Genomic DNA, 16,031 nt, shown 5'->3' with positions numbered 1-16,031 from the left:
GTTGTTTGATCGTTATTTCAGGAAGTTCAGCATCCGATGAAGGAAACGCTTCACGCCCCCGCCGCCGGCATCATCGTCCGCAAGCGGCTTAGAGGAGATGAACCTGGCTGCTATTTCTTTCACTCCGTAGGTGGCCGGGGTTTCCGGAAACATAACGGAGAAAGGAACTTGTTTCTTTACCGCTTTCGAAACGTTCGCGTCGTCGGGAACGTACCCGAGCGTCGGGATATCCACTTGCAGGAACTGCTTTGCGACCATGCTGATTTTGTCCGCGGTCTGCTTGCCTTCCCTTGCGTCGGTTACCCGGTTGACAACGAGCTGGAAGCGGACGTCGGGCTCCATTGAATGGACCATCTTAATAATCGCATAAGCATCGGTGATCGAAGTCGGTTCCGGCGTTGTGACGACAACGGTCTGTTCCGCGGCCGCAATAAATTTTAACGTTTCTTTGGACAAGCCGGCGCCCGTATCGAACAGAATGAAGTCCACCGACCCGTTCAGCGAATTCACCTGTTCCGAGAAGTAGTTCAATTCTTCTGCGGATAATGACAACAGATCGCTGAATCCCGACCCTCCGGCAATAAACTGCAGCCCGTTCGCGCCTTGATGGACGATATCGAAGATCGACTTTTCCCTCTTCAGCAAATGGTACAAATTATATTGAGGGGAAGCGCCCATCAACACATCGATGTTTGCCATGCCGATGTCCGCATCAAAGACGAGCACCCGGTAACCGCGCTCTTGAAGAGCAAGAGCGAAATTTAACGTGAAATTCGATTTTCCGACACCGCCTTTACCGCTTGTCACCGTCAAAATTCGTGTTTTCGATTGCGCTTGCTTCTTAGCGGTTCCGTCGGCTGGGGACACTTTTTCTTGATGTTGAACCAAATTCCGCAATGCATGCGCTTGGTCATTCATTTCGCGGTTCCTCCAACAGCCGTTCGGCCAGCTGTTTCTCATCCGCCGGCCGGATATCGTCCGGCACGTTTTGACCGTCGGTAATATATGAAAGCGAGATTGGAAAATCGTACAACAAATTAACGATCGATCCGAACGTTACGGTTTCGTCCGCCTTCGTAAACAACACCTTGTGAAGGCCGAACTTGGAGAAATTTTCCGTAATCGCGCGCATATCCTTGTACTTCATGCTCAAGCTAAGCACCAGATACGTTTCGCGGCGCTCCTCCGTCCTGAGAAGCGAATTGAGCTCGGAGACGTACATTTCGTTGCGAAAATTGCGTCCGGCCGTATCCATAAATATAATGTCGCGATCGCCGAGCTTTTCAAACGCCTTCGGCAAATCCAGCGGAGAGAACACAACCTCCAGCGGTACGTTCAAAATGTTGGCGTACGTCCGAAGCTGCTCTACAGCGGCGATTCGGTACGTATCGGATGTGATGAACCCTACGCTTCTCTTAAATTTGAGTACTTGCTCGGCCGCCAGCTTGGCGATGGTCGTCGTTTTGCCGACCCCGGTCGGACCGACGAAATGCGCGATCCGGGTATCGGTGCGAATAGGCTCCACCGGCTGCCTTCCGAGCAGAGACGTGAGCTCGTCCTTTAACCGGTTACGCAAATCCGCTTCCGTCCGTTCGTCCGGAGGCTGTCCGGCCGCAGCCGCTTCAATGAGCGCCTGTGCGAGCTCGGGGCGAACCTCCTGTTCTACAAGCCGTTGTTTCAACTGATCGAACATTTCCGGTACCGGCGCCTCGGCTTCCGCCATAAATTCGGCGCCAGCGAGTTTCCGCATCATCTCTTTCATCTGCTTCATCTCTTCTAGAAGAGCATCTTCTCTCTCGGATGAAGCGGACGGCATGCGAAGCGGGACGGACGACAGCATCGATTCTTTCCTCTGTCCCGCTTCCGGCTCCCGTTCAAGCTTGACGCCGGCTGACGGTTTCGGAGGAGGCGTCAAAATCGATACAGCCGCCCGCTGCTCCGGCTCGGCAGGCTGGCGTGCAACCGGCGCGCCCGCGGAAGCCGCCGGTCCTGCGCTGAGGCGGACTACAGGCACAGCCGGCTGATTCGATTCCGGGAACGTGTCGGCTGCCGCAATAACTTCGATCTTTTTCTTGGAGAACATCCCCAGAATGCCGCCTACCCTAATCTCTTTCGTATTAATGATTACGGCGTCTTTCCCGAGCTCGCTCCTGATTTTCTGCAAAGCATCCGGCATCGTATCGACGACGTACCTCTTTACCTTCATACGTTCACCACCCCTACGCTTTGAACTTCCACGTTCGGTTCAAGCTCGCTGTACGACAGCACGGTAATATCTTGCATCGTCCGCTCGAGCAATTGCTTCAGGTACATCCGGATCGTCGGCGACGTCAGAATGATCGGCGTATTGCCCGTTTGCACGAGCTTGGACGCTTGCTCCGCGATTTTCTGCACAACGGACTGCGAGCTGGCGGGGTCCAAGGCCAAATAACTGCCGTGTTCGGACGTCGTCACCGCCTCGGCGATTTTCTTCTCGAGCGTCGGGCCGACCGTTACGACGCGGAGCGTGTCCCCGTCAGGCGCGTACTGCTGCGTAATTTGGCGCGACAGGTTTTGTCTTACATATTCCGTCAATATGTCGTGATCTTTCGTATAGGTTCCGTAATCCGCGAGCGTCTCAAATATGGTGACGAGATCCCGTATAGACACTTTCTCTTTCAGCAGCTTTGACAGAACCTTCTGCACATCCCCCACCGAGAGCACGTTCGGAATCAATTCGTCAACGATCGCCGGATACGATTCCTTCAAATTGTCGATCAGCGCGCGCGTCTCTTGACGGCCTATCAATTCATGCGCGTGGCGTTTGATCGTCTCCGTCAAGTGAGTGGCGACGACCGAAGGCGGATCGACGACCGTATAACCGGATAATTCCGCCCGCTCCTTCGTCTGTTCGTCAATCCATAATGCGGGCAAGCCGAATGCCGGTTCCGTCGTTTCGATGCCGGTAATGCTGTCATCGTCGAATCCGGGGCTCATCGCCAAATAATGATTCAGCAGCAATTCGCCTCGCGCAATCGGATTCGCTTTGATCTTGATCACATATTCGTTCGGCCGCAATTGGATGTTGTCCCTTATACGGATAACGGGAACGACGATGCCGAGTTCAAGCGCGCATTGCCTGCGGATCATTATGATGCGGTCCAGCAGGTCGCCGCCTTGTTGAGCGTCCGCCAGCGGGATGAGACCGTATCCGAACTCGAATTCGATCGGATCGACCTGCAGCAAGGTAACGACGCTTTCGGGGCTTCGAACTTCTTCGATTTGCTGCTCTTCGACAAGCTCCTCTTCCTTGGCCGCTTTTCTCATAAGCGCCCGATCCATCCGGAAACCGGCTGCGGCCAGCACCGCCGCTACCGGTAACGTCCGCATCGGACCGATCGGCGTGAACAAGCCGAGCACGGCCAAAGTTCCGGCAACGATGTAAAGAAGACGCGGGTATGAAAATATTTGCCCCGTGATGTCATGCGCCAAGTTTCCTTCCGATGCGGCGCGCGTCACAATGAGGCCGGCGGCCGTCGATATGAGCAGCGCGGGAATTTGGCTGACAAGCCCGTCCCCGATCGTCAATATCGAGTACTTCTGGATCGCTTCTTGGAACGGTTCCCCGTTCATGCTCATGCCGATGATCAAACCGCCGATCAGATTGATGATAAGAATGATGATGGATGCAATGGCGTCGCCTTTGACGAATTTGCTTGCGCCGTCCATCGCTCCGTAAAAGTCCGCTTCCTGCTCGATTTTTTTTCGCCGTTCCCTCGCTTGCTGTTCGTTGATCAATCCCGAATTGAGATCGGCGTCGATACTCATCTGCTTTCCCGGCATCGCGTCGAGCGTAAATCTCGCTCCGACTTCCGCAACGCGCTCGGAGCCTTTCGTTATTACGATGAACTGCACAATGACAAGAATGAGGAACACGACGAATCCGACCGCGATATTTCCTGCCGCAACGAAGGAGCCGAACGTCTTTACGACTTCTCCGGCATGTCCCTCGGCCAAAATGTTTCGCGTCGTCGAAACGTTCAGCCCCAAGCGAAACAGAGTCGTAATGAGCAAGAGAGTCGGGAATATAGAAAATTGGAGAGCTTCTTTCGTGTTCATTGCCACAAGAAGCATCGTGAGCGCAAGCGAGATATTGATAATTAACAGAAAGTCCAATAAAAGCGGCGGAATCGGCACCACCATCATGAGAACGATGCCGATAATGCCTATTAACACGCCCAAGTCACTCGCCTTCATCTACTTCCCCTCCTCTCTCTTCGTACTTGTCATGCGCTAGAACTTTTTCTTTCTCAGGTTATATACGTAAGCGAGTACTTCCGCGACGGACTGGAACAGCTGCTGCGGAATCGTCTCACCGATGTCGGCTTGCGCATACAGCGCGCGCGCCAACGGTTTGTTTTCCATCAGCGCGACTCCGTGCTCTTTGGCCAACTGCTTGATCCGCAAAGCTACGTAGTCCGCGCCTTTGGCGATCACTTGCGGCGCTTCCATTTCCGATGCGTCGTAACGAATCGCCACGGCAAAGTGCGTAGGGTTCGTAATGACGACGTCCGCTTTCGGAACCTCCTGCATCATGCGCTGCATCGCCATTCTTCGCTGTTTCTCGCGAATTTTGCTCTTGATGAGCGGGTCCCCTTCGGTTTTCTTGTACTCATCCTTGATATCCTGCTTCGACATGCGGATGCTCTTCTCAAATTCGAAGCGTTGGTATGCGTAATCGAACACCGCTAAGACGACGAGAGCCCCACCGATGAGAAGACCGAGGCGAAGCGTAATTCCCGAAACATATATGAACATCGATTCCAGAGGCATTCTACCGAGCGTCAAGAGCTTGTCCTGCTCGCCCCATATCGTAATGAAAGCAATCAGGCCGATGATCAGCAGCTTGACCACCGATTTTACGAACTCCACGAACGCTTTTAAAGAAAAAATGTTTTTCGCGCCTTGGATCGGATTGAGTTTTTCCAATTTCATCTTTAACGGCTCGCCTGTTGCCAAAAATCCGACTTGCATATAATTGGACACGACGGCTAAAACTACGGCCAATCCCATGACCGGCAGCAGAAGGAGCAGACCTTGACGCATAAGCTGCGAAAAGACGGTAATTACGTTCTGCGGGGTTACCTCCCAAAGCATATATTCGTGAAATGCGGCCGCGAACATTCTCGTCAAGCCGTCTCCCATGAACGCTCCGTACACGGCGAACAAAGCGAAACCGCCCAGCATGATCAAAGCGCCCGGCAGCTCCATGCTCTTGGCGACCTGACCTTTCTTGCGCGCTTCCTGCCTCTTCTTCGGCGTGGCGGGTTCCGTCTTCTCTTGCGCGAACATCTGCAAATCGAGAACGTGTGCGTAACGCGCCACAAATATCCTCCTCCGAATAAGATCAATCCTCGCGCAGCCGCCGCAGCAATTCGAACAAATGGTCGAACATCGTGCCGAACAATTCCTGGAACAAAACGAGAAAGCCGGGCACCAACAAGAATGTGATCATTAATCCTATTAATATCTTAAGAGGCATTCCCACAACGAATATGTTGAATTGGGGCGCCGTCTTCGATAATATCCCGAGCGCCACGTCGACCAGAAACATCGAGGCGACGATCGGCGCCGCCATCTGGAACGCCAGCGTAAATCCGACGGACATGCTCCGGACCAGAAGTTCGGTAACGGTGCCTGAAGCGATTTTTTCGAAAAACGAATTGTTTAGCGGTATCGCCTGGTAGCTGTCCAAAATTGCCGCAATCAAGTAATGATGACCGTCGATCATTAAGAAAATCAGCATCGCGACGATAAACTTGAAGCTGCCGAAAATCGGGCTTTGCGCGCCGGTCATCGGGTCGATGACGTTGGCAATGCCGAAGCCCATCTGCATGTCGATGAACGAGCCGGCGATTTGTACGACTGTGAAAAAAAGATAAGCCAAAAATCCCAACAGCACTCCGATTAACGTCTCCCGAATCGCATATAGAGCAAATGCGCCGTCCCACGGAACCGGAGTTTGCGTGCCTGACCCGAAGAAAGCAATCAGTGTAAGAAATACCGATATTCCGATGCGAAATTGTACGGGAACGTTATTTTGAGCGGAGAACACGGGCGCTGTCACGAAAAAGCCGGTAATTCGGCAAAATATAAGCAATGCATTCGGAAAAAAGGTAAGCGCCAGCTCCATGCAAATCCACCTTAACTGATGTACAAGTACAAATTGTCGAACAGATGGAACGTAAAATCGACTAATTTGGACAGGATCCACGGACCGAAAAAGAGGACGGACAACAACACGACCAATATTTTCGGCACGAAAGCGAGCGTCTGTTCTTGAATCTGAGTTGTGGCTTGAAATATGCTGATGACTAGACCTACGACGAGCGCAAGCACCAGCATCGGAGCGCTGGCCATTAGCACCGTATATATCGCTTCTCCGGCAATGCGGATGACCGTGTCCGATCTCACTTTCGCTTCACTCCGAATCGTATTATGTGTTGAAGCTTAACAGCAGCGATTTGACGATTAAATACCATCCGTCCACCAAGACGAATAACAATATTTTAAAAGGCAGCGAAATCATGACCGGCGGAAGCATCATCATCCCCATCGCCATCAAGGTGCTTGATACGACCATGTCGATGACGAGAAACGGAATAAAGATCATAAAACCCATTTCGAAAGCGGTTTTCAATTCGCTTATCGCGAACGCCGGAACCAACGCGGTCAAAGGAGTATCTTTATAAGACGTCGGCTTCGGTGCTTTCGAATAGTCGAGAAACAGCTTCAAGTCTTTCGGCCTCGTATGTTTCCACATGAACTCCTTCAGCGGAAGCGCCGCTTTGTTCAAAGCTTCCGTCTGGCCCAGTTCTCCTTGCAAGTAAGGCTGCACCGCCGTTTCGTTAATTTCTCCGATCGTCGGCGCCATTACGAACAAGGTCAGAAACAACGCCAATCCGATCAACACTTGATTCGGCGGCATCTGCTGCGTTGCGAGCGACGTTCGTACGAAACCAAGCACTATGACGATTCTTGTAAAGCTTGTCATCATGATCAGAATGGCCGGCGCCAAGCTTAGCACCGTAATCAGAAGGACGATGCTTAACGTCGACGAGACGTCGGAGGGTTCTTCCGACGTGCCGATGTTGACGTCGATTCCCGGAATCGGAGAGGACGCTTGAGCTTCAGGCGCGAAGCTCCATATTACCGCCGCAGCCGCAATTATTATTGCAATTGTTTTCATCGTGTGTCTTTCGACCGCCTTTGCGCATCTTCGCCGTCCATCCATTCCCGAAGCGCTTCTTTGCGGTTCGCGACACTCTTAAGCTTCGTTTGAAGCAAGTCCTTGAACGCAGCCGCCGAATGCGCGTCGTCTCCGTAAGCTTGCTCCTGTTTGCCTGTTTTCCGCGAGGAAAACCACCGGAACAGCTCAGGGAAAACTGCGGAACGACCGGACGGACGGCCGCCTTCCAAGGAAAGCAGCACCGTTTCCAAAGCTTCTTGATCCGTAACTTTATCAATCAGCGTGATGTTTTCACCGACACCGACGATATAGAGGGCTCCGCCGATTTCAACGACCTGCATCGATTTGTGCTGGCCGAGCGTGACGCCTCCAAGCACCCGCATGGAACGATCGCCGGACCACATCTTGTTTTTCTTCGCCAAAAATCGGATAAGCAATACAATAATGCCGATAATGACAACGAGAGTAATAATGACTTGAACAAAGCTTCCGTAGAAGGAAGCCGCATCGATCCCGGGTGCGGCCCCCGGATCCGGTTCGACGCCGAGATAAGAAATTGACGATAACGTACGAAGCATGCTTTCCGTTTATCCCAACGTTTTCTTAATGGCTTCAATGACGCGGTCGGCTTGGAACGGTTTTACGATAAAATCTTTCGCGCCGGCTTGAATCGCGTCGATAACCATCGCTTGTTGCCCCATCGCCGAACACATGATAACCTTTGCGCCGCCATCGATTTTCTTGATTTCTTTCAATGCCGTAATTCCGTCCATCTCCGGCATCGTGATGTCCATCGTGATCAAATCGGGCCGGGATTCCTTAAACTTCTCGATCGCTTGAACGCCGTCGCTCGCTTCGCCGACCACTTCATATCCGTTCTTCGTCAAAATGTCCTTAATCATCATCCGCATGAACGCTGCATCATCCACTACTAAAATCTTGTTTGCCATAAGTTTGTTTCCTTCCTTTGCGCGAATTTTATCGATTATCGTAAATCTGGCTGCCGGAGAACTACCTCGAAAGGAATCCCGCTAATGTTACTGTAATTTTTGAATACGATCCCACTGGCTGACAATATCGGTTACGCGAACGCCGAAGTTTTCGTCGATAACGACGACTTCGCCCTTGGCGATCAGCTTGTTGTTCACCAAGATGTCGACCGGCTCGCCAGCAAGTTTGTCGAGCTCGATAATCGAGCCCTGAGAGAGCTCCAATATATCTTTGATCAGGCGCTGCGTTCTTCCCAACTCAACAGTAACTTTAAGCGGAATATCCAGCAACAAGTTTAAATTGGGAACATCGGGGAGCGCGGCGCCGCCCGAAACCAAATCTGAAAACTGTGCCTGCTGGACGTTCCTTTGCGGCAGGCTTTGCCCGTAATGCGACGGTTGTTGATGATGCGGGCCGGGCGAATGCGGTATATGCTGCTGGTACGCATTCGGCGCATATGCGGACCCCGGCGCATCGCTTTGTTCGTAACCGTAATTCGCAGCCGGCGGCGGTAGCGGGTCGTGCTGCGGCTGTTTCGGCGCGGCGGGTTGAACCGGCGGAGCGGCCGGCGATTGCGGCATCGCCGCCGGGGCAGCCTCGCTTGCGGCCATCCCTCCGCCCATCAGCGAGGATACCATTTCTTTCGCGAAAGAAATCGGCAGCAGCTGCATGATGTTGGAATCGATCAAATCCCCGATGATGAGCCGGAACTTGATTTGCACCAGCGCCTCTTCCGTGCTGAAGCGGGTATCTTCGCCGTTGTCGAAGCTAAGGATGTCGATGCCCGGCGGCGAAATGTTCACAAACCGGTTGAAGATCGTCGACATCGACGTGGCGGAAGAGCCCATCATTTGATTCATCGCTTCCTGTACGGCGCTGATATGAATCTCGTTCAGTTCATCCGATTCGTTCGGCCTGCCGTCTCCTCCAAGCATTAAATCGGCGATGATTTGGGCGTCCGTCGTTTTGATCACGAGCATATTTATGCCTTGGAATCCGTCGACGTAGTTTACATGAACGGCCACATGAGGCTTCGGATACTCGTTGGAAAGCTCGGATTTCGGTATGACGGTAACTTTCGGAGTCGTAATATCAACCTTGCGGCCGAGTAACGTCGACAACGCGGTCGCAGCGCTGCCGAACGTAATGTTGCCGATTTCTCCGAGCGCGTCCCTTTCCATTTCCGTCAGAAGTTCATCTAACGATGGAGACGAGCCGGCGTCAGCATACATGTCGGCGTCCGACAATTCGGAAGACTGACGAAGCAGCGCGTCGATTTCCTCCTGCGATAAATAATCTTTATTCGTCATTCGTCTCTTCTCCTTCGGCCACGATGTCCGTAATTTGGACCGCGAGACGGCCCTTGACCGTTCCCGGCGTCCCTACGAATTTCCAACGGTCACCAATCTTTATGTCAAGCCCCGCGTCAATCGGTTTTTGCAATGCAATGACGTCTCCCGCCGCCAAATTCAGAAATTCCCGAACCGTAACTTGGGAAGTCCCGAGTTCGGCAATAATAGGCAGCTTGGCCCGGTGCAGTCTCTCTTGGAGAACTTCCATTTCTTCGGGGGCGCGAGTTTTCTTTGGCGAGAAAAACAAATTGTTTACGGACAGCCGAGGCATAATCGGCTCCAGCACGACGTGCGGGATACAAAGATTGATCATCCCCGTCGTGTCGCCGATTTTCGTACTCAGGGAGATGAGTGCGATCGTCTCGTTCGGAGACACGATCTGCATAAACTGAGGATTTGTCTCCAATGCCTCCAGCCGCGGTTGAAGATCGATCACCGTCTTCCAAGCTTCCTGCAAACTATCGAATGCCTTGCTGAAAATACGCTCCATTACGATCGTTTCGATTTCGGTCAAGCTGGCAATTTTGGACGGCGAGGTTCCGGTGCCGCCCAGCAATCTGTCAACCATGGCGAATGCGACGTTCGGATGAACTTCCAGCACCATACGGCCTTCCAGAGGCTCGGCCTCAAAGATGTTTAAGATCGTCATCTTCGGGATGGATCGTATGAATTCGTCGTATGGAAGCTGTTCCACCTGAACGACGTTGATCTGCACGAATGTTCGAAGCTGCGCGGAAAAGTACGTCGTTAAAAACCTGGCGAAGTTCTCATGGATTCTGGTAAGGCTTCGTATATGGTCTTTCGAGAAACGTACGGCACGCTTGAAATCGTAAGAACGAACCTTCTTCTGCGTATCTTCTTTTTTCAGTTCTTCCGCGTCCATTTCGCCCGACGATAAAGCCGCTAACAGGGCGTCTATCTCGTTTTGCGAAAGTACGTCAACCATTGGGGGTCACCCTCTTTTTTGAACGGAATCGGATAGGCACGTTAATATTATTGTTCGGTAACGATGAATTTTGTGACGTAAACATGCCTTACCTTACCTTCATGAAGCAATTCGTTCGACTTGTTCAATAGGGCGGAACTGATTGCGTCGATACCGGCGCTTCCCTTCACTTGCTGAGGCGTCATGTCGGAAAGGGTGGTGTTAATGACGTCCTTCATCTTGAATTCGAGCAGCTCGAATTCGTGTTTCGCTTCTTTGCTGTCCATCTCGAACGTAAAACTTGCATTGACAAAATACGTCTGATCGGAAAGATTCGTAATAATTTCGTCGATCGCGAACGTCATTTCTTTCAGATCCTCGGCGTTCACGTGTTCCGCCTTAACCGACTCCGCATGTTCTTTCGCCGCGGCTCTCGGGTCTTCCGGCGTCGATTGACGCTCGAACATATTCCATAACAAGAACGCGGCGCCGATAATGAGCGTAACGGCGAGCAGAATCACGATGAGCCAAGGCAGCATCTTTCTCACTGGGACCCCTCCGAATGTTGAAAATCCACGATAGCTCTGGCGACCCCGATACCGCGCAAATACGTTTGCATCAACTGGATCACTTCCGCCGTTTTTTCCGTGACGACGATTTTTTTGCCTGTTGTGAGCGTCAGTATCGTGTCGGGCGTTTCTTCGATCATTTCTATAAAAAGAGCGTTTACGGTCACTCTTGAACCGTTGAGGCGGGTAACGGTTATCAAGTTTGTTTCCCTCCGGCGTTACCCGGCACGCACAAGAGGAGGCTATCCTCCTCTTGCACGGAATGCCGGATTACGAAAAATTATCGTTTCAGATTCACGACTTCCTGAAGCACTTCGTCCGATGTCGTAATAATGCGGGAGTTCGCTTGGAAGCCGCGCTGGGCGACGATCATCTCCGTAAATTCGTTCGTCAAGTCCACGTTGGACATCTCGAGCTGGCCGGATATGATTGCGCCTGTTCCGAGTTCGGGGTCGCCGGCTGACTCGATTTGGACTTCGTCAGGATTGGAGTTTGTATTTGGCCGGTACAGGTTGCCTCCGAGCTTCTCCAGCGCGCCTGGGTTCGCTACCTTCACAACACCGATTTTATAATCGGTAGGAGCGCTCGTGCCGTCGGCGTTCACGGCGATGATCGTACCGTCCTGCGCGATCGAGAACGCTGTTACTTCGTCACCCATTACGATGTTGCCGCCACCTTCCGTTTGGACGAACAATCCGTCCGCCGTTACGAGCTGGCGGGCTCCGTCAAGTGTAAAGTTGCCTGCGCGAGTCAAATAAGGAACATCTTGATCCTCAGAAGCTTTAACTGCAAAAAAACCGTCTCCGTCTATGCGTAAGTCCGTGACAACGTTCGTTGTCATGGCGCTTCCGGGCGTATGGACCGTATCGATCGCGCCGAGCGTGACGCCGAGACCGATTTGCCTTGCGTTCACGCCTCCGCGTACTCCTTCTTCCGGAGCGGTGATCCCGGAGACGGTCTGGCTCAAGATGTCTTTAAACATAACCCTGCCCGCTTTGTAACCGACGGTGTTTACGTTCGCGATATTGTTGCCGATTACGTCAAGCTTCGTTTGAAAGCCTCTCATACCCGAAATGCCCGAATACATGGATCTAAGCATGTAAAGCAGTCCTCCCAAAATTTGAATGTTTGTCACGCTTCGGTCGTTCGGCGTGACGGGGTTTCCTTATCGGGCCAACCCCTACCGCACCACTACGGTGCTGTCGATTTGCGTAAACACATGGTCTTTCATCGCGGCGTCATCCATTGCCGTCACAACCGTCCTGTTTTTTACGTTCACGATAAACGCCATATCTTGGAACAATACGAGCGAATCTTTCGCACCCTTGGAAGCCGCTTTGTCGATCGCTCCTCCCAGCTTGGCGAGCTGCTCGGGTTCAAGGCGAATGCCTCTTTGCTGAAGCCGCTGCTCCGCATGGTGGCTGAAAGAAACACGCTTCTCTTCCAATATGGCGTGAAACGAGGATGCGCCAGAGCCTGACGACGCGCCCGGTTTCCCTGCCGGCGTCACCGGTTTCGAAGGCATCGGCTGAGGGTACAATCGGCCGACGGTAAACGTATTCGTCATTCGGCTGCGACCTCCCCTTGCTCGATTTTCACGATCGATTCCAACAGCACTTCATTCGTCCCGGATTTCAGATACTGCTTCCCGTCTTTCATGACGATCGCATCGACGATGCCCGTCTTCGTTCCGCTGATTTTTCCACTGGCGTCGTAGACGTTCCACGTGACCGTCTTCCCGATCAATCCGGATGAAAATCCGAACGACTGCCGCAGCATCGTCAGTTCATTGCCCATATTCATAATTTGTTCCACGGTGGAGAACTGGGCCATCTGCGCGATGAACTCCCGGTCCTGCATAGGCTGCATCGGATCTTGATGCCGGAGCTGAGTAATTAAAATATGTAGAAATTGATCTTTCCCCAACTCGTTTCCGCCGCTGCTTTTGCTTGGAGGAAGGTTTCCTTTCGCGTAATAAGGCCAAACATTTTTCGTGCCCGTTACACTTGTCTGATTTGCCATATGAGCACTCACCTCCTGTTACGCTGTGGCGTGGAACGAGCTTCCATATGTTCGGATGCGGCTGTGCTCCGATTCATCCAAGCGCAAGCTTGAATCGGTCCGCTCTTCGATTCCCTCTCCGTCACGCTGTTTGGTTTGGCGGGAATCGCGTTCGGCCGGACGCCGCTGCTTACCGTCTTGGAACATTCCGGAGCCGAGCGCCGCTTGTTGGGAAACTTCCAATTTTTCCACATGTACGCCTTGATTCTGCAAATTCGAGCGAAGCGTCGCCAAGTTGACTTCGAGCATGTCTTTCGCCATCGGCGACTCCGCGGTAAACAACGCGGTCAACTGCCCGTTATGAACCGTGAGCTTCACTTCAACCTGCCCCAAATGTTCGGGGAAGAGCGATATTTTCGCTTCGGTCACCGATCCGGTTCTCCCGCCCGCAGTTTGCCTCATAATCCATTCCGTCATCTCATCCGAGAAGGCGGCTGCGTTCATCCGCCGGGGAGATGCATCGCTGCGCTGCAAAGCTTCGCTTGAAGCGCCTTTCGAGCTTTCGGCAGCGGCCGGGAACAAACTCGTACCTTCCGTCGGCGGTTTCGATTCCGTCGAAGTAACCGGCTCCGGTGAAACGATTTGCGAAGGCTCGTGAATGACCGACAATCGAACGGCTGCGAACTTCGAATCCATTGCCGCCAGGTGCGGGTTTGGATTTGCGGCGGCAACGCTGACTCCGCTCTCGGAAGCGCCTGACAGTTTGCCGTTAAGCTGTGTCAGCATGGCGGTAATGCCCGAGCGCGATATTACATGTGCAGCAGAACCGTCAACAAGGCGTTGCGCGGCGCCGTTGCGTAACGGAACCGTCTCGTCATGCACCGCTGCCTGTTCATTCGGCGCGGTTTTCATTGCCGAGATAAACTGCTTCACCGCTTGTTTCGCCTCTGCCGCCGTGCGGAGCAACGGTGCGTTTCCGCTTTCTTTGGAAAGAACTTCCGAAAGCCGCGTCAAGAGAGAACGGAATTCGTCATTCGTCCCACCCGCTGCAGATTCGCCTTCCGAAAGCGGCTGACCGGTGAGCGCAGGTTGTGCCGGCACTATCACGTCGCCTGTCGCTATGGCCAATTCCGCCTTGGCTGCAGATATCCACTGCCGGGCAGGGACCCACGACTCGAAAGATTGCTTCCATTCGGCAGGCATCGCTTCAAGCAGCTGCAGAAGCTGTGAAAGCATCTCCTCCGCGGTCTCTCCCTCTTCCCCCTCTGCCTCTGCCGCGGAAGATATGCTATCCGCAGCCGGATTCGCATGAAGAGTCAACGGGAGTTCCGTAGTCTTTGCAGTGTCGGAAGCGCTGCCGGAAAACAAACCGAGCAGAAGCGATGCGAAAGCGGGAAGCTGCGAATCGGTTGCTGAGGCTCTCTGGCCATTCGCGGCGGACGCCGATGCAAGAGCGGAGTTAACGGAAGTTGCCGTCATATTTCCAATGGTTGCGTTTGCGGTAATCATCATCGGATTCATCTTATATTCACCTCCTTTCAAGAGGAGCACCCCCGGCGCATATGAATGCTACCCGAGCTTCGCCGTAATTTTTGCCGTCTGCTCCTCGGATAATTCCGTTAAAGCGTTAAGGACGGACGCGCGCGCGCCGGCTTCCATCAGCCTCAGAATGGCAACGACTTGCGTAAGATTCGATTTGGACATCTCAAGCAATACGGCTGCCGCATTGTCCGGCGACATCCTTGCGAACGTTTCGCTTACCTCGCTTTTCGTCAAGCCGGCCGCGGATGCCGCCTGCGGGTTGCCGCTTTGCTCCAGCCGCTCTTGCAGCGCGGCGATTTGAAGATCCTTCGCCGGAATGACGTCTTTCAACCGGATCGACGTCTCCGCCGCAGCTTTCGGTTCCATCTTCTCCAAGATGCGGACTTGATCGTCTTGCTTCATCCGGCTCAACACAAGAACGCGCTCACGAATCGTCAAGCTTTCCAACACCGGGGCCGCTTTGCCCGGAGACATGTTCGCGTACACTTCCGCTAAATTTTGAATGCCGACATCGTATTCTTCATCGCTCAACGTGACATCCTCGAGCTGCGCTTGGAGCTTCTTCACCTCTTCAGACAGCTGAGCGATTAGTTCGTCCTTCTTTTCGCTTTCCGAACCCAATTGATCGAGGAGCGTTTGTTTTTCCTCGATAGAAGTCCTTAGAGCGAGCACCTCTTCTTCCGAGTAGCTCTTTTCCGGAGCCGCTTGTTCCGCCGAATGTTTGATCGCTTCCCGCAGCTCGGCTTCGGACGGCAGCGGATCGGGAACCGCTTCGGAAACGACGGGAATTTTATTGGCCGCTCGAAGCACTTCGTTCATAACGTCGTATCCGAACACGGTGAGAAGCACCCCCGTAAGCAGCAGCGCGAAGAGCACCGGCAGCGTATAGAAGAGGAATCGTTCGAACCATCCGTACGATTTTTCGGTTTCAAGTTCCGGCATTGCTCTTCATTCCCTTTCCGATCTCGGTAGTGTGCCGCTACGCGTTGCGGGCCCGCACGGCGGCCATGTCATCGAGTTGATTTTGCGATTGCTTTTCGACACGTGCGGTATGGGCGACGTGCGCTTTTTCCCTTACTTTCGCCCATACTTTTTCGTCGACCATCCGCTCCGTCAAGTGCTGCCTGCTATGCTCAACGTTTCTCTGCGCCGAATCGATATTTCGTTCCGAGCGCTGTATTTGATCGTCAAGGTGATCGATATACCGCTGGATGAGCATCAGCTCCGATACGGGCAGCGAACCGGCCGCGCCTCCCGAAATTTGTTCTTGGAGCGAGAGCTTCTCGTCAACCAACCCGCTGCGTCTGCGCTCTTCCTCGTTCAACGCGGTGATGGCCGCGGACAGCCCGGACTCGGCTTGCTTCTTCTCATTCGTCTTCAAATCGACGATTTTTTGCAATCGGTATGCAAATCGCATGCTGCGG

General features: G+C 53.1%; 19 protein-coding genes. All 19 read right to left on the bottom strand.

Translation table 11 applies throughout. The annotated features are described in order from the left end of the window. Positions 1-12: 12 nt before the first annotated feature. Complete coding sequence (locus JET16_RS17735) at positions 13-918, bottom strand: MinD/ParA family protein (protein ID WP_199617990.1); 906 nt, start codon at positions 916-918, stop codon at positions 13-15. Next, positions 911-2,206: a flagellar biosynthesis protein FlhF gene (gene flhF / locus JET16_RS17730; protein ID WP_199617988.1), complete on the bottom strand. Its 1,296-nt coding sequence runs from the start codon at positions 2,204-2,206 to the stop codon at positions 911-913. The genes JET16_RS17735 and flhF overlap by 8 nt, the downstream gene beginning before the upstream one ends. After that, the gene (flhA, locus tag JET16_RS17725; RefSeq protein ID WP_199617987.1) at positions 2,203-4,236 is read right to left on the bottom strand and encodes a flagellar biosynthesis protein FlhA; all 2,034 of its coding nucleotides are present in this window, start codon (positions 4,234-4,236) and stop codon (positions 2,203-2,205) included. The genes flhF and flhA overlap by 4 nt, the downstream gene beginning before the upstream one ends. Positions 4,237-4,272: 36 nt before the next feature. Continuing rightward, positions 4,273-5,331 (bottom strand): flagellar biosynthesis protein FlhB, encoded by a 1,059-nt coding sequence (flhB, locus tag JET16_RS17720; RefSeq protein WP_199618075.1) that lies wholly within the window; start codon positions 5,329-5,331, stop codon positions 4,273-4,275. A 55-nt stretch (positions 5,332-5,386) separates the two neighbouring features. Then, positions 5,387-6,172 (bottom strand): flagellar biosynthetic protein FliR, encoded by a 786-nt coding sequence (fliR, locus tag JET16_RS17715; RefSeq protein ID WP_199617985.1) that lies wholly within the window; start codon positions 6,170-6,172, stop codon positions 5,387-5,389. Between the two features lie 11 nt (positions 6,173-6,183). Further along, on the bottom strand, positions 6,184-6,453 hold the full coding sequence (gene fliQ, locus JET16_RS17710) for a flagellar biosynthesis protein FliQ (protein WP_199617983.1): 270 nt from the start codon (positions 6,451-6,453) through the stop codon (positions 6,184-6,186). A gap of 22 nt (positions 6,454-6,475) precedes the next feature. After that, on the bottom strand, positions 6,476-7,228 hold the full coding sequence (gene fliP / locus JET16_RS17705) for a flagellar type III secretion system pore protein FliP (RefSeq protein WP_199617981.1): 753 nt from the start codon (positions 7,226-7,228) through the stop codon (positions 6,476-6,478). Continuing rightward, positions 7,225-7,806 carry a flagellar biosynthetic protein FliO gene (locus JET16_RS17700; protein WP_199617979.1) on the bottom strand — a complete coding sequence of 194 codons (582 nt, stop codon included), beginning with the start codon at positions 7,804-7,806 and terminating at the stop codon, positions 7,225-7,227. Before JET16_RS17700 ends, fliP begins: the two co-directional genes overlap by 4 nt. A gap of 9 nt (positions 7,807-7,815) precedes the next feature. Continuing rightward, positions 7,816-8,178 (bottom strand): response regulator, encoded by a 363-nt coding sequence (locus JET16_RS17695; RefSeq protein WP_199617977.1) that lies wholly within the window; start codon positions 8,176-8,178, stop codon positions 7,816-7,818. A gap of 87 nt (positions 8,179-8,265) precedes the next feature. Then, positions 8,266-9,528, bottom strand: a complete 1,263-nt coding sequence (gene fliY, locus JET16_RS17690) for a flagellar motor switch phosphatase FliY (RefSeq protein ID WP_199617975.1) — start codon at positions 9,526-9,528, stop codon at positions 8,266-8,268. Beyond that, positions 9,518-10,516, bottom strand: coding sequence for a flagellar motor switch protein FliM (gene fliM / locus JET16_RS17685; protein ID WP_199617973.1), 999 nt, complete (start codon positions 10,514-10,516; stop codon positions 9,518-9,520). The genes fliY and fliM overlap by 11 nt, the downstream gene beginning before the upstream one ends. Before the next feature lie 47 nt (positions 10,517-10,563). Beyond that, positions 10,564-11,034, bottom strand: a complete 471-nt coding sequence (locus tag JET16_RS17680) for a flagellar basal body-associated FliL family protein (protein WP_233531813.1) — start codon at positions 11,032-11,034, stop codon at positions 10,564-10,566. A gap of 5 nt (positions 11,035-11,039) precedes the next feature. Continuing rightward, entirely contained in the window at positions 11,040-11,264 is a 225-nt protein-coding gene (locus JET16_RS17675) for a flagellar FlbD family protein (protein WP_199617969.1), read from the bottom strand. 80 nt (positions 11,265-11,344) lie between these two features. Beyond that, positions 11,345-12,163, bottom strand: coding sequence for a flagellar basal body rod protein FlgG (flgG, locus tag JET16_RS17670; RefSeq protein WP_199617967.1), 819 nt, complete (start codon positions 12,161-12,163; stop codon positions 11,345-11,347). Between the two features lie 81 nt (positions 12,164-12,244). Next, complete coding sequence (locus tag JET16_RS17665; RefSeq protein WP_199617965.1) at positions 12,245-12,631, bottom strand: TIGR02530 family flagellar biosynthesis protein; 387 nt, start codon at positions 12,629-12,631, stop codon at positions 12,245-12,247. Further along, positions 12,628-13,086, bottom strand: coding sequence for a flagellar hook capping FlgD N-terminal domain-containing protein (locus JET16_RS17660; RefSeq protein ID WP_199617963.1), 459 nt, complete (start codon positions 13,084-13,086; stop codon positions 12,628-12,630). The genes JET16_RS17665 and JET16_RS17660 overlap by 4 nt, the downstream gene beginning before the upstream one ends. Positions 13,087-13,104: 18 nt before the next feature. Beyond that, positions 13,105-14,586, bottom strand: coding sequence for a flagellar hook-length control protein FliK (locus tag JET16_RS17655; protein ID WP_199617961.1), 1,482 nt, complete (start codon positions 14,584-14,586; stop codon positions 13,105-13,107). Between the two features lie 48 nt (positions 14,587-14,634). Then, positions 14,635-15,549: a hypothetical protein gene (locus JET16_RS17650; RefSeq protein WP_199617959.1), complete on the bottom strand. Its 915-nt coding sequence runs from the start codon at positions 15,547-15,549 to the stop codon at positions 14,635-14,637. A gap of 37 nt (positions 15,550-15,586) precedes the next feature. After that, complete coding sequence (gene fliJ, locus JET16_RS17645) at positions 15,587-16,024, bottom strand: flagellar export protein FliJ (protein WP_199617957.1); 438 nt, start codon at positions 16,022-16,024, stop codon at positions 15,587-15,589. Positions 16,025-16,031 lie beyond the last annotated feature (7 nt).

Source organism: Paenibacillus alkalitolerans (assembly GCF_016482785.1).
Taxonomy (GTDB): Bacteria; Bacillota; Bacilli; order Paenibacillales; family YIM-B00363; genus Paenibacillus_AE; species Paenibacillus_AE alkalitolerans.
Note: the sequence above shows the minus strand (reverse complement) of the source record. Positions and strands in the feature narration are given on the sequence as shown.

Coding starts and splice junctions, on each gene's coding strand:
- JET16_RS17735 (WP_199617990.1), bottom strand. CDS start 918: ATGAATGACCAAGCGCATGCATTGCGGAATTTGGTTCAACATCAAGAA.
- flhF (WP_199617988.1), bottom strand. CDS start 2,206: ATGAAGGTAAAGAGGTACGTCGTCGATACGATGCCGGATGCTTTGCAG.
- flhA (WP_199617987.1), bottom strand. CDS start 4,236: ATGAAGGCGAGTGACTTGGGCGTGTTAATAGGCATTATCGGCATCGTT.
- flhB (WP_199618075.1), bottom strand. CDS start 5,331: ATGTTCGCGCAAGAGAAGACGGAACCCGCCACGCCGAAGAAGAGGCAG.
- fliR (WP_199617985.1), bottom strand. CDS start 6,172: ATGGAGCTGGCGCTTACCTTTTTTCCGAATGCATTGCTTATATTTTGC.
- fliP (WP_199617981.1), bottom strand. CDS start 7,228: ATGAAAACAATTGCAATAATAATTGCGGCTGCGGCGGTAATATGGAGC.
- JET16_RS17700 (WP_199617979.1), bottom strand. CDS start 7,806: ATGCTTCGTACGTTATCGTCAATTTCTTATCTCGGCGTCGAACCGGAT.
- JET16_RS17695 (WP_199617977.1), bottom strand. CDS start 8,178: ATGGCAAACAAGATTTTAGTAGTGGATGATGCAGCGTTCATGCGGATG.
- fliY (WP_199617975.1), bottom strand. CDS start 9,528: ATGACGAATAAAGATTATTTATCGCAGGAGGAAATCGACGCGCTGCTT.
- fliM (WP_199617973.1), bottom strand. CDS start 10,516: ATGGTTGACGTACTTTCGCAAAACGAGATAGACGCCCTGTTAGCGGCT.
- JET16_RS17680 (WP_233531813.1), bottom strand. CDS start 11,034: ATGCTGCCTTGGCTCATCGTGATTCTGCTCGCCGTTACGCTCATTATC.
- flgG (WP_199617967.1), bottom strand. CDS start 12,163: ATGCTTAGATCCATGTATTCGGGCATTTCGGGTATGAGAGGCTTTCAA.
- JET16_RS17665 (WP_199617965.1), bottom strand. CDS start 12,631: ATGACGAATACGTTTACCGTCGGCCGATTGTACCCTCAGCCGATGCCT.
- JET16_RS17660 (WP_199617963.1), bottom strand. CDS start 13,086: ATGGCAAATCAGACAAGTGTAACGGGCACGAAAAATGTTTGGCCTTAT.
- JET16_RS17655 (WP_199617961.1), bottom strand. CDS start 14,586: ATGAATCCGATGATGATTACCGCAAACGCAACCATTGGAAATATGACG.
- JET16_RS17650 (WP_199617959.1), bottom strand. CDS start 15,549: ATGCCGGAACTTGAAACCGAAAAATCGTACGGATGGTTCGAACGATTC.
- fliJ (WP_199617957.1), bottom strand. CDS start 16,024: ATGCGATTTGCATACCGATTGCAAAAAATCGTCGATTTGAAGACGAAT.